We start from the raw sequence: 13,153 nt of genomic DNA, 5'->3' as shown, positions 1-13,153 counted from the left end.
GAGTCGTATAGGTTAATCATCTTCAGTAAGAATCACTTCTGAGTCTGACTGAAAATCGGACTCACCGCTTCCATTGCACTCTGGACAGGGGGCTTCTTCGTAGCCGTCACCTCCACAAGTAGAACAATCTATGTCATCTTCATCGTTAGTTATGGCTGGGTTACCATGGCAGGACCTACAGGTTACAGCAATAACTCCACTATCGTCACATCTATTACAATTTGTCATAATAAGCCTCTCTTAAGGTATTGCTACTTCATCAGGAAAAACTGTTTGAACCCACAATTTTTCATCATCTATAGGTGATTTATGTTTTCTAATGACAATATTGGCCCTTGAAGCCATATTAAGACCTGGTAGTTGCCTTTCTTGTAATATCGTTAAGTTATCTGGTTGACGTTGCGCTCGGTAAAACGAAAATTCAGTTTGAAACTTTATTACTACTTCATCATCTCCGTTATCCAATTTGGCTAACTCTCTTTGTCCTAACACAGAGTTAAGAGCTTCATAAACAGCGGATATAACATCGTCAAAAGAATGAAAAGAGCTGGCCGTTCTGGGGGCATGTTGTCCATAAACATTATTTTTGCCAATGTGTCTGGTAACCCGAAGAGTTAAATCGGCCATGCTAACAGCCCAATGTTTATCTAGGGTGTGAGCTGCAGGACCTATATGGTCAGTGGTTGATGATCTGCGTTTGTGACCCTCACAAAGCGCATCAATTATTGCTCGTACTTCTCCCTTTGTGTATTGTCTGGCATAAGGCATATTTTTACTCCATATGTTTAATGGGCTTCTAATTTAGTAAAGTATCTTGTTAGTTTTTTCTAGTAGAAAAAGCGCATAGAGCATACTCTATGCGCTAAAGTGCTTAGCTCAATACGCCAGTAAGAGCGCCTTGGCCTGCTTTTTTCAGTACATCTAAAACACCGCCCCAAAATGCTGGGTTTACGCCGGCAGCTTTTGCTTCAGCGATACGGTTAGAGCGGTCTACACTTTCTGCTTGAATTGGCATTTTCATAATAATTTCCTTTTACTAGTTAGTTGGGGGAGTCCCCGGTACATACCGTCAAACATTGACGATAATTTGGTTCTGCAATCATTAGTAGGCATGCCAGCTGCGCAGCGTTCCAACGGTTACAGGAATTAGGTCACTCACGTCCACGGTGTAGCGGTATAGTTTGCGAGCATTGGTGAGGCGTTCGTTAGGGTTGAAGAATTCTAAAACTACATCCCAGCAATCAGAGTCTGGACGGCAAACAGGACTTGGTTCAGCGCTAATTTTACTTAGAACTAAATGTTGGCTAAATGCATCATCAAAGATCTCTTTCATCTGATAAGCATTTGTTGCAGCGTAATTAATTGCTCGCTCTTGAGAGGCTCGACCTAGGTTTCGCAGCTCGTAGTACACGCGATTTAAGAAGTTGCATAACAGGGTGCTTTGTTCTTCATTACCAGAGGCGCTGCCGAGTACCTCTTTCGCTAGAGCGTCTGAGCTCCAGTTAAACATGCCGCGCAGTACTGGAGAAATTTTCGGAATAACTTGGCCGTTAAATAATCTAGTTTCACCAGAAACGACTCCAGCAATTGAAACCCGTTCTATACCTTGAGTTTCTTGTTCATTAAGAAATTGAACGAGACGAGCGTATTGAACAACGGCAAATTGATTGTCAGGCTCAACAGCATAAACAGGAATGCCATCAATCTTAAGTAACCAAATTAGTGCGTTTGATTGCTCTGCGTTATCGCCTTCGGTTAGATGCTTTGCCATCTCGATGGGGTCAAAGGGGTGACCTTTTTTACTTCCCATCACTTGTGTGAAGTAATCTAGCCTAGCTTCTGTTCCAAAGTCATATCCCAAGGTGCCAACAATGAAGATTTTGTCTTGGGAGGCGGCTACTCTGGGATCACTGCTGGAAGAAGGACTTATCTCTTGAGTACTAACTTGAGAAGGCGTCTGGTGTACGTTTATTTGAGGAGCAGAATCTGCCACTGATGGCAGCTGAAGGCCGATGGGTTGGCTTAGCTCTGCCGTTATTGGGCTTTCTGTATTGTTTGAACTGGCTGGAATTATGGGTTCATCAACCGTAGTTTGCGCAGGGAGGACTTCTGCCTCTGCTTGGGTATTGCTTTGAGTATCAGACATGGGTAGGTACCTTTGGTTTTGTTGTGAAGGTTTAGTGAGTAACTCCTGCTTAACCCTTGTTAGTACGGCAGGAATATTGAGTTTTCGATAATGAGTGTTGACGTGGCTATCTGGTCTAGAGTCAATTAAGCTGGCACTGTTTATGAGTATTTCTTTGGTTTTCTTTACTGAAAAAGGTGTGGAGTCAGAAAGCTTTAGCGCCGACTGGATGAGTGCCGCAATTGCTGTGACAACGGGTGCAGAGAAACTGCTTCCTGATAAGACGCTGATTGCACCTTGGTTTTTGGCAACAGGCATATTTACACCAGAAGCAAGTAACATTTTACTTTTTAACTTTGTGCCGTAATTGTTAAATGGTGCTGGCTGACCTTTCTCGTCACAGGATCCAACGGCAAGCACATATTCTAAAGAGGCTGGAAGTGATTCTGTATTTCTGGCGTCGTTACCTACTGCGGCAACGATTAATATTCCCCGTTGTTCGCAGTGCTGAACTGCGTTTCGCAACTCATGCGTGCCCAATCCATTTAAAGAGGGGGTTGCTCCGCTAACGTTTACAATGTTGCAGCCATCGCTCGCTGCTTTATTTATTGCATTGGCTAAAGTGATTTCTGAGCAGCCAATAGGATTACCTAATCTATCCTCACTAAATACTGGGTAGCTTAATATGGTGGCTTTTGGTGTTAGCCCAATTGCTTTCCCTGCTATTAAGCTTGCGACTGCTGTACCGTGATTAGTGGTGTCTTGGGCTGATTGGCATATGGTCGCTTCTTCAAATAATTGGTGGTTTGAATCAATTGAGCCATCTATTATGGCAATTCTTATGCCTTCCCCATTGTTACCAATATTCTGCAATTGCTCGAGGCTATTTGCACTGGGCTTAATGGCTGTTATTCCCTTACTCATTTTCTTATCCTTTCACCGTAATTGAGTGTTTTATGTACTCAAGGTTTATTGATAGATTAGTGAGTATATTGAGGGGGCTCAATGTCAGTTTGGCGTCAGTTTAAGGTCACCTTGGTATCAAGTTGCAAGGTGACGTAATTGCTGTTCTATTAGCTTAAATGGTGAAACACTTTTGCTATATCAGGGTCATCTTGGTGCTTCTTTAGTTGCTCCAATAGCAAGCTAGAGAGAGAAGCGATCTCTTTCTGTTCTATTGTTTTATCTAAGCTTATTAATGAGAGCCAGTGGATGAGGCTGTAGCGAATGCCTCTTGAAACAGGGGAGGGGGAAGAATGAATGGATTTGGTTTGGTGTGTTAAGGTATCTCTATCTAAGCTGAATAATTTGCAGTAGTTTTTAAGGGTATTGAAAGATATGGGTTTGTTTTTTTCTGCTCTTTTTATTGTAGCTGCTGATATATAACACTGCGTTTTATAGCTATAGTCAGATAGTTGCTCTTGGCTGAGCCCCTTTTTAACCTAAGTTGTTTAAGTAATCGTGAGTCAACTTTAATTCCTTTATTACTCATAAAGCTTCCTTTCTTATTTGAGATTTTACTTTAAAAACATCAGTCGCCGTTTATTACAACTTTGATAAAGCCACATTAGAATACTGCTTTAAGTTCTTAAAGCAGTATTCGATAACAGTAGATTATATTTATAGTATTATCATTAAAAAGTAACGGAAATGTCATTGTCGACAACTGAAGGCTTCGTATTGTTGTTCTCGAGAGCTTCAATGTAGCTGCTTAGCAGGGGACAAAATTAGTGAGTATATTTAACAAACACAAAAAAGCAGCACTTAAGCGCTGCTTTTAAATCGATAACTTGAACCGGTATTAGCCGTCTAATAGCTCATGGTCTTTAGGTAGTTGACCTGCCAACCACAATACCAACTTGTGGCGCATTTCTGGGCCGGTCATTTTGTCTTTCGGTAGTGGGGTGAGGCGCTTATCTTCGGCTAACAGCATGTATAAAGCTTCTACTTTGTCTTTCTCTGAGATGCCTGGAGGAAACTTGGCAAAACCGCGTTGCAGTGCGTATACCTCGCCAATTTGTAAGGCTTTTTTGAGTAACTGTGCTTCATGTTTATACTTTTTCACTAATGGTCTCGCTACTGAGCAACTTTGTTCCAACATACGGTAAAGCGACCTTTAATAACAGCGCTTAAATCACTAATTGCAGGTCGCACCAATAACAATGGTTTAGTTGTCGAAAAAATAGTCGCTTAGGCTAAGTACTCCATGCGGAGGCAAAGGTTTAGATAAGCAAGTGACATCAGTTCTTTTTCATCAGCTCTGCAAATCGTGTTGATGCAAAATTTAGCCCCGCACTGCCTCCACCTAATAAACCGCCAGTAATTAATACGTCTGCAATTCTTATTAAGTGGCCATGTATGCCGCATATTTCAGTTAAGTTCATCATCACATCGCTAAGAATACTAAGCCCTAGTGATGCCAGTACAATACCCGAGATAAACACAAAAAAGGTCACATCGCGGTTGCAGGTAGATTGATGCCTAGCTAGCGAGAACTCGTAACTGTGTTTAATGCAAAGTAGCGCGGCACGGTACTCATCGGCGTTGTCTTCTGGCGGAATAAGCAAATCAACCATTTGCTTATCTAGCACTTTTTGGGCGACTTGGATTTCTCGCTCAAATACCATTTTTAGTACATTAAGGTGTTGGCTTTCATCTGACAGGGTTTCTTTAATTCTGGATATTCTTAAGGTCCAGTCTGCTACTTTTCGATTTCGGTAGTTACTCACAAACACCGCAGCAGCGCGCTCTACTGCAACCACAATAAATAGGTATTTGAGAAAAATATCGCTGCCTTTATCGGATAGCTCGGGATTGACCACCAGAAAGTGAATGTCTTTATAACCCCAGTAGAACGCAGCAATGAGGCTGGTAACAAAGATAAAAACTGCAACCACCACTTGCCAAGTGCCGGTAGATTTTTTGCTAGGGTGTGAATTGCTATTAGCCATAAGCTTTAGTCCTGATTGTTCGAGCAATCGGTCATTTGCTATTAAGCGCCCACCATAAGCTGTGGGTTCTACCCATAGTTTAGTCGCTGCTTAGTGGCTTGTGGGATGAATCACCAAACTAAGCTTATGGCTAGCGGCAAGTGATATGGCTTGGAATGACTAAATGCGATGGGCTCAATAACTAAGATTGGACGAAGTTAGTTAACTGTAGCAATAGTGTTCGGTTGCCGTTAAAATCCCGCGCAGTAAAAATAAGGCTGTTAGCCCAAGTAAAGTGAGTTTGAAACAATGACTAGAAAGATAGAGTTGCTTGCCCCTGGTGGTGATGTAGAAGCCATTAAAGCGGCGGTAATTGCCGGGGCTAATGCGGTGTATTGTGGCTTAGATACGTTTAATGCCCGTAACCGAGCTTCTAACCTTTCTTTTGAAGATCTCAGTGGCATATTACGCTTAGCGCATAAGTACGACTGTGAAGTGTTTTTAACGCTAAATGTGGTAATTCTTGAACAAGAAATTCCCGCCATGGTTAAGCTGCTGAACAAACTGGTCAATTCCGGTATCGACGGCATTATTGTTCAAGACTTGGGAGTATTTAACTTAGTTAAAAAGCACTTTCCTAGCTTGGACATTCACGCTTCTACCCAGCTTACTACGCATAACGAAGGCCAAATTGAATTTTTGGCTAAACTCGGAGCTACGCGAGTGAACTTATCGCGAGAGCTAAATCTGCCCGAAATTAAAACCCTAACTGCCTTAGCGCACCAGCACGACGTATTAACCGAAGTTTTTGTGCACGGCTCTTTGTGTATTGCCTTTTCTGGCCAGTGTTATTCAAGCTCGGTAAGTGTCGGTAACTCGGGTAACCGAGGCCGTTGTAGCCAAGCCTGTCGCGACGAATACGAAATTACCGCTGCTGGTAATCGTTTCCCGCTTAACCTAAAAGATAATTCTGCTTATTTTGATTTGCCGCAGTTGGTTGATGCTGAAGTAGACTCGCTCAAAATTGAAGGCCGAATTAAAGGCGCTCACTACGTATACACGGTTGTTGATAGTTGGCGTAAGCAAGTTGATAAGTTTGTAGAAAGTGGCCAGCTACTGGAAGATGACTCAAACCTGCACCGAGTATTTAATCGCGATTTCACTAACTCGTTTTTGCAGGGCAACCTGACCAAAGATATGTTTATTGATAACCCTCGCGACCACAGTGTGCAGCATGCGGTGCAAAAATATAACGCCATATCGGTGGTAGAAATTAAAGAAGCCAGAAAAGGCCTTCACGCCGAGCGCAACGAAATTGGTGAAGAACTGGCCGAAAAGATTAAGTACCTAAGTATTGCCAAGCAACCATTGGCAATGGCGTTCTCAGGCTCTTTAGATACACCGCTATGTTTAACCATGACCATTGGTGATAACGACAAAGTGCATCGCCTGCAAACGACATCATCGCTGCGAGTAGCCACTAAAATTACGCTAAACGCCGAAGCCATTGAAAAACGTTTTAAAAACTTTGCTATTAACGACTTTAGCGTTGAGGCGTTTGATTGCAGTGAGCTAGATGAAAACTTAAGCCTTCCTTATAAAGAGTTAACCGAACTTAAAAACCAAGCGGCATTTCTACTGAATAACTCGGTGCCTATAGTGCCAGCGGTAGAAGTACCAGCGCTTGAGAAGCACCCGCGCATTACTAGCAAGCCAAGTATGTCGATACTGATTGCGGATGAAAAAGATCTGCCGCTATGTGATTTAACCGAGTCAGATATCTACTTTAAGTTGCCAGAGAGTTTTAAAAAGGGCTGTAACAAGTACATAGATATTTTCTTGCGTAATCCGCGTTTAATTCCTTGGTTCCCTGCAGTACTTATTGGGAAAGACTATTTAGAAGCGGTGCGCTTATTAGAACAAGTTCGCCCAGCAAAAATAGTAAGCAATAATACCGGTGTTGCTTACAAGGCATTTGAAATGGGCATTGAGTGGATAGCGGGTCCATTCTTAAATACCACTAACTCATACGCTTTGCTTACCCTTAAGGAAGAGTTGAATTGTGCGGGCGCTTTTATATCTAACGAAATAAACCGCCTACAAATTAGAAACATTACTCGCCCAGACAACTTTAAAATGCTCTACAGCATCTATCATCCTATTTTGATGATGACCAGCCGCCAGTGCTTCTTCCAACAAACCGTTGGCTGTAACAAACCCGCGATTGAAGACGGTTGCATGCTCAAATGTACTAAGGCTACCACTATCACTAACGTGAAAGGTGTGTCGTTTGCTGTAGACAAACAAAAGGGTGGTTACCCGAGTATTTACAACCACGAGCAGTTCTTAAACTTTGATATCGTGAATGACCTCGCTGGTCAGTTTGACGAATTCTTTATCGACTTAACCAACATTGGTGCAGGCTCTAAAGCAGAGTTAGATAAAGCTGAATTAGTCACTCAATTTGAGCGCTTTCTACAAGGCGATGAGCAAGCACAGCAACACTTAAGTGAGATGGTCACCGTAAGGACCAATGCACAATATAGCCAAGGTTTGTAAGTAGGCGCTTGATATAGCGTTAGCTATCTGGCGACTATTTTAAAGGCCGTTTGTTAGCAAGTAATCTAGCTTTGCTTAGCCCTTAAGTGGCTAGATTACTTCGCGAACACATTTCTGCACCAACAACGGTAAATCTGTTTTAGCTGGTCGTGTTCTTATACCTAAGGTTACATTGATTAACCTTCGGTTAAGCGCGATGGATCTGTTTGTCACTCCTTATATCTATTCATTTATCTTTCTATTCCTCTATTTACTGATGTTCTTGTTTTTATGTCTTCAGGTTGCTGATAATATTGGCTTTATAGGAATGGCGCCTGCTAATAATAAGCGTCAGTAATGATCAGATAGCATAACAAGGAGTAGTGATGAATAAAGAACAAGCTCAAGAATACATCAAAGATAATCTGAATGAGGGTGATGCGCTTATTGGTTTTTTTCAAGCTATTAGCCCTCCCAATATTTGGTTGTTTTTCTTGATCGGACCTCTTTTTGTATTAAGTATGAAATCCTATTTCTTAGCGGTGACCGAGAAAGGTATCTCGTTCCACAAGCTCAGCATGTTAGGTAAGTTTAAAGAGCATGATTTTTTCGAATTTGATGAGATTGAAAGCGTGAAAATAGGCAAGGGATTGCTTCAAAGGCCAATGAAGTTTACCTTTAAAAATAATCGAAAAGTAACGGTGAAAGCCCAGCTTAAGGGTGTAGAAAAGATTGCAAAATTGTTGCCTGATGTACAGCAACACATCGAGAAAAACATACCGTTAGTTCAATGATTCTATTCCTTATCACAGTAGCCATTTATGTTGGCTTATTAGTGTCTATCAAGCCTGCGCCAAGCAGTTTGAAGGCCAGTGCTGTCACTTATAAAGAGAACCTTCAGAGTGTGTGGGCATCGGTATGTTCAGGAGTCTTAATCATTGTGGTATTTCTAGTCACCACTAATTTTGACTTTATTACTGTAGATGAATATTTGTATCACACATTGGCTTTGAGTAATGATGGTGAACAGTTTTTTAAATGGCCATTACAGCCGATAACTCATCTCTTTGTTCATGGGAATTTAGTCCATCTTGCAGCCAATGTTGTTGGTTTAGGCCTCGCTTCTGCTTATGAGCGCAGAGTTGGAGCTAAAAGGTATTTTGCTGTCCTTGTTATTGGGGCTTTAGCATCTATACCGTCAATATTATTCTATTCGGAAAGTATTGCTGTATGCGGTATTTCAGGCGGTGTCTTTGGTCTTGCTGCAGCCTATTTTACCGATGAAGAGGAGTTAACGCTTAAAGAGTGGTTGTCTGCCATTTTTCTGTTCTCGTTTATGGCATTAATGCTGGCTTTCTACTCAGAGTTTGACAGTGATGCTAACGACACCTTGGATATGGGCGTTGACCATATAGGCCATCTGCTCGGTGCGTTAGGGGCAATTTTATATTGCCGCTTAAAACCGCTGGGCGTGGTGCAATTAAAGCCGAATCACTAAGCGTTAGCTTTGAAAGATGAAATACCAAAGGCCTAAGGTATTCCTTTGGCCTTGGTATTTTTCACTTGTTTTTGTAGGTGTTAATTAGCTCATCACAACTTCTTCGCAAGCTGAAATATCTCGCACAAAATCCTCATCATGACTCACCAAAATAAACGCACCTTTATAGGTGTTTAATGCCTCTGCCAGTAGTTGCTTCGACTCTATGTCTAAGTGGTTATCGGGTTCATCTAACAGCAGCAATGGCGAATTAACCATGTGGCTCACCATTAACATGGCTAGTTTCATTTTTTCGCCACCGCTTAGCAGAGCAACTTCTCGGTGTACTAAGTCTCGTCTAAAACCAATACCTGCTAAGAGTGTGCGTGCAGTGCTGTGATGCAGGCCGCTGCAATGTGTGGTTAAGTTCTCTAGCAGGCTCGTTAAGGAATTGAGTAAACCAAAATGCTGATCCATATACACGGTGTTGGTGTTCACTGTAATAAGGCCGCTGTATTGAGTCGCTTTTCCGTTTATTGCTTTTAGTAAGGTGGATTTACCGCAACCGTTCGCGCCACTTAAGTGGACCCTTTCATTTTGCGATAGGCTAAAGGTAACAGGTTCGCTATTGCCTAAGGCTAGGCAACATTGCTTAATGCTTAACAAGCTACGCTTTTTGGTTTGCTCCGATTGTTGCAAGTACAAAGCTTGCGGTTTTAGCTGTTCTTTTTGTTGCTGTAAGGCTTGCAGTTTATCTTGGCTTCGCTCTCGTTGGTTTTGTTGCATAGTGGCCGTTGCAGAGAGGCTTTGGCCTGCGCGTTCTTTCATTGCGTCGAGTAAAATCTTTGGCTGGCTGCCCGATTTTCTTATTCGGTTGCCTTTGGCCTCACGCTGCTGAGCCTTTTCCTTATTAGCCTGGGCTTGCCGTTCTATCTTCTTTTGCTCCGACTTTACTTGCGTAATTTGCTTGTCTAAAGCGTCACTTTGCGCAGAAGACTGAGCCCAATACTCGTCGTAGTTGCCGCTATAGAAACGCAAACCTAAACGCGTGAGCTGATAAATAGCGCTCACTTGTCTTAGCAGTTGGCGGTCGTGACTAACTATTAATGCTCGGCCTTGGTAGTGCATTAATTGCTCTATTAACCACAGCCGGCCATTTGAATCTAGGTGGTTAGTGGGTTCATCCAGCAACAAAATGTCGGCGTCGGATTCAAATAAGCGATGTAGTTGGAGTAGGGCAAGTTGCCCACCGCTTAAGTTGTGGCAATATGCATCAAGATTTTCACTAATATTTAGTTTTTCTAAGGTGTGCTGAGCACGAGTTTTTACCTCCCAGTCTTCACCCAGCATATCAAAATGCTTTGGCTCACAGCTGCCTTGCTCAATCGCATGGTAAGCCACCAGTTTTTCGCTAATACCCAAATATTCATCAATACGAATATTGCTGTTTAATAAGTGGGACGGTAATTGTGAGTAAAAGCCAATGTTACCTTGGCGGGTTACGCTGCCTTGGGTGGCGTTAAGCTGGCCAAGTAATAAGGAAACAAACAAAGATTTTCCTACGCCATTGCGGCCCACTAAGCCGCTTAAACCTGGCGCTAAGTTAAAGTTTATTTTATTAAATAACCATTCACCGCTATCGAGCTGAAATGATAATTGGGTGGTTGATAATACAGGCATAATTCTGCCTCCCTTTACGTTAAACGTGTAAAAGGGGTCGGGCCATTCTATTCAATGAGAATGGCTTAGCCGTTACTTAGGTGAGATTGCCAGGACAAAGATCGAACGCGATCTAAAACAGCAATATGCTCAAATTTTGCAGATAAGAAATGACGAAAGTAACGCCCACTAACCCCGAGTGTCCAAATGGTTGATATAAATTGGATGTCAGGTGGTTAGTACTTCATTATGGCGTTAGCTCCATTAGATTAGGTGGGGGGATTATAGAGAATCACTGGCTAAAACTTCAACAATTATTTATAGGCCATACAAATAAGCGAATTTAGGGCGATAATTTGAGGCTTGAGTTTGATCAGTTTCTATCAAGCTAGCCCCGCTCAATAAAACATGCCTTCAACATAGATGCCTATGCGGTAGTATTGCTCTTATCTTTTTGCTGCTTTCTCACAGTGAATTCGCGACTCTCCTTTTCCTTGAGGTCTGCATCTTTCTATCATGGTTTTTTTGTCATTTTGGTTTTTAAGTCGCTGAATCAACAAGGTTTAAGTGATAGCATTGATTTGGCTAAATGAGAGGGCTAAGAAGATTCTCTTGTTTAAACAATAGGGAGCCTTTCGGTACGCAGTTATACGCCTTGGTGAGTTCGTTGGTAGAGCGCAAGAATGTAATACAAGTTCGAATTAACCTCCCTGTCGATCTGAGCAAGTAGGGGAGTAAATCGTAATATTGATTATAATTTCCCTCCGGATTCATACTCTGACACGAGGTTTACTTGTGTAGATTGCGGCATTAATAAAACGTGGGCAGCTCAACAACAGAAGTTCCACCAAGCAAAGCTATAGCATTCAAGAGAAATAAATGAGATTCATCAATATATTCATACTCTTAAGTATTCTGGGACTGACTGGTTGTATGGATACATATAATCATCGGCAATATTTATTAGTTCCAGAATTATCCAAAGATCAGGTAGAAGAACTTAAGCAAAAGTTAACCATAGCTTTTGAGCCTATTCTTGAAAAACATGGATTGTATCGTTCAACTCCGAATTCAAAAGTAGAAGGGGTTATTCTTTATTATTCAGATGGAAGTAATTTCGGAATTGGAGTCGGCGGACGAAATACCAGCCAAGGCGTTGTGATTGATATTACCCATTTTCACCCTGGCCGTGGTGAAACTCCTCGTTATTCTGAAATTGTGGAAGAGCTGGTTAAGACCTTAAGGGATCTGGAGAATTTTTCATATATTGAGTTAGATTATCGTAGCCAGATAGAAATCTGATGAATGCTAGCAAGCGATTCAATCCGGACAAAAGCAGTTAGTTTCTACTTATTCGCAGCTGATTTTGGCTAACAATTTTGTGTCTGTAGTTTAATTGTTTTACAGGGAGAGAGCGTTAATGAGTATTGAAGTTAACTTGGTCAACTCATTTACTGTTAATGGAAAAGGCGGAAATCCTGCTGGTGTTGTTCTTAATTCGGAACAGCTATCGAATGCTCAAAAACTAAACATTGCGCAAGCTGTTGGGTATTCTGAAACGGCTTTTGTTTCTAGCGATGATGAAGCGGATTACGAAGTCTCTTTCTTTACTACCGCTGGGGAAGTTGATTTTTGCGGCCACGCTACACTCGCTGCGTTTTTTACCATGTACCAAAACGGTATTCTTGCTGCAGGCTGTTATGTTCAGCGTACAAAAGCAGGATTGTTGTCTGTGACTATAGAACCAGATGGTAAGGTCGTTATGGAGCAGCAACTACCTAAAAAAATTGATAGTTTTACATACCAAGAAATCTCAAATGTTATAGGTATAGAAAGAGACATACTAGCAAGCACTAAGTTACCTATTGAGGTTATTTCAACAGGACTCGCTGATGTGATTATTCCTGTACCTAAAGGATGTTTAGATTCAATAGAACCTGATGATGCGCTTATCGCTGATTTTTGCGAACAGAATAAGCTGGTAGGCTTTCATGTTTTTGAGCTTTGTAAGTTGGAAAGTAAACTTACAGCAAGCTGTCGTAACTTTGCCCCATTGTTTGGTATCCCTGAAGAGTCTGCTACAGGCAGCGCTAGTGGCGCCTTAGCGTGCTATCTTTCAGAGCATTTAGCGCTGGGTAGTGATTATATTTTTGAACAAGGCAGGGCGATGGGAAGTGCGTCTATTATTACCGCATCTATTCAATCTGAACATTCAAGAGTAATTGATGTAAAGGTGGGTGGTTTTGCAACTAGCATTGGTACGCTAGTCATCTCCTTGTAACAGGCACTTAAAGAAGGATTGTGCCCATCCCCAATTTAGTCGCACGATTTCTTATCCTCAACCAGCAAAATCTTTTTAAGCTATCCAAACCCTTTCAGTTATGTCCTTAAGTATCTTTGCTGAGTGCATACGATTGCCCTTGG

General features: G+C 41.9%; 13 protein-coding genes. 6 read left to right on the top strand and 7 right to left on the bottom strand.

The window, feature by feature from the left end; genetic code table 11:
* Positions 1 to 12 precede the first annotated feature (12 nt).
* The 6 genes from Q4592_RS16655 to Q4592_RS16630 form a co-directional block, all read right to left on the bottom strand.
* On the bottom strand, positions 13 to 228 hold the full coding sequence (locus Q4592_RS16655; RefSeq protein ID WP_303515245.1) for a hypothetical protein: 216 nt from the start codon (positions 226 to 228) through the stop codon (positions 13 to 15).
* A gap of 12 nt (positions 229 to 240) precedes the next feature.
* Positions 241 to 768, bottom strand: coding sequence for a hypothetical protein (locus tag Q4592_RS16650; RefSeq protein ID WP_303515242.1), 528 nt, complete (start codon positions 766 to 768; stop codon positions 241 to 243).
* 103 nt (positions 769 to 871) lie between these two features.
* Positions 872 to 1,021, bottom strand: coding sequence for a hypothetical protein (locus Q4592_RS16645; RefSeq protein WP_303515240.1), 150 nt, complete (start codon positions 1,019 to 1,021; stop codon positions 872 to 874).
* A gap of 81 nt (positions 1,022 to 1,102) precedes the next feature.
* A complete protein-coding gene (locus tag Q4592_RS16640) occupies positions 1,103 to 3,049 on the bottom strand; it encodes a PatA/PatG family cyanobactin maturation protease (protein WP_303515237.1) in 1,947 nt (648 codons plus the stop codon).
* An 877-nt stretch (positions 3,050 to 3,926) separates the two neighbouring features.
* Positions 3,927 to 4,190: a DUF5062 family protein gene (locus tag Q4592_RS16635; protein ID WP_303515234.1), complete on the bottom strand. Its 264-nt coding sequence runs from the start codon at positions 4,188 to 4,190 to the stop codon at positions 3,927 to 3,929.
* 175 nt (positions 4,191 to 4,365) lie between these two features.
* Positions 4,366 to 5,076, bottom strand: coding sequence for a hypothetical protein (locus Q4592_RS16630; protein ID WP_303515231.1), 711 nt, complete (start codon positions 5,074 to 5,076; stop codon positions 4,366 to 4,368).
* A gap of 288 nt (positions 5,077 to 5,364) precedes the next feature.
* On the opposite strand from Q4592_RS16630, the gene Q4592_RS16625 reads away from it, so the two are divergent.
* The 3 genes from Q4592_RS16625 to Q4592_RS16615 all read left to right on the top strand — a co-directional run bounded on the left by Q4592_RS16625 (position 5,365) and on the right by Q4592_RS16615 (position 9,091).
* Positions 5,365 to 7,614 (top strand): peptidase U32 family protein, encoded by a 2,250-nt coding sequence (locus tag Q4592_RS16625; RefSeq protein ID WP_303515228.1) that lies wholly within the window; start codon positions 5,365 to 5,367, stop codon positions 7,612 to 7,614.
* Positions 7,615 to 7,979: 365 nt separating this feature from the next.
* Positions 7,980 to 8,387: a PH domain-containing protein gene (locus Q4592_RS16620; protein WP_303515225.1), complete on the top strand. Its 408-nt coding sequence runs from the start codon at positions 7,980 to 7,982 to the stop codon at positions 8,385 to 8,387.
* A gap of 41 nt (positions 8,388 to 8,428) precedes the next feature.
* Entirely contained in the window at positions 8,429 to 9,091 is a 663-nt protein-coding gene (locus tag Q4592_RS16615) for a rhomboid family intramembrane serine protease (RefSeq protein WP_303515223.1), read from the top strand.
* 84 nt (positions 9,092 to 9,175) lie between these two features.
* Here Q4592_RS16615 and Q4592_RS16610 read toward each other — a convergent pair whose 3' ends face one another.
* Entirely contained in the window at positions 9,176 to 10,750 is a 1,575-nt protein-coding gene (locus tag Q4592_RS16610; protein ID WP_303515221.1) for an ATP-binding cassette domain-containing protein, read from the bottom strand.
* A 725-nt stretch (positions 10,751 to 11,475) separates the two neighbouring features.
* Here Q4592_RS16610 and Q4592_RS21820 point away from each other — a divergent pair.
* The 3 genes from Q4592_RS21820 (at position 11,476) to Q4592_RS16600 (ending at position 13,010) form a co-directional block, all read left to right on the top strand.
* Complete coding sequence (locus Q4592_RS21820) at positions 11,476 to 11,592, top strand: zinc-ribbon domain containing protein (RefSeq protein WP_368509303.1); 117 nt, start codon at positions 11,476 to 11,478, stop codon at positions 11,590 to 11,592.
* 70 nt (positions 11,593 to 11,662) lie between these two features.
* On the top strand, positions 11,663 to 12,031 hold the full coding sequence (locus Q4592_RS16605) for a hypothetical protein (protein WP_303515218.1): 369 nt from the start codon (positions 11,663 to 11,665) through the stop codon (positions 12,029 to 12,031).
* A gap of 118 nt (positions 12,032 to 12,149) precedes the next feature.
* Positions 12,150 to 13,010 carry a PhzF family phenazine biosynthesis protein gene (locus Q4592_RS16600; RefSeq protein ID WP_303515216.1) on the top strand — a complete coding sequence of 287 codons (861 nt, stop codon included), beginning with the start codon at positions 12,150 to 12,152 and terminating at the stop codon, positions 13,008 to 13,010.
* Positions 13,011 to 13,153 lie beyond the last annotated feature (143 nt).

The sequence above is a fragment of the Agarivorans sp. 1_MG-2023 genome, assembly GCF_030548385.1.
GTDB lineage: Bacteria > Pseudomonadota > Gammaproteobacteria > Enterobacterales > Celerinatantimonadaceae > Agarivorans.
Note: the sequence above shows the minus strand (reverse complement) of the source record. Positions and strands in the feature narration are given on the sequence as shown.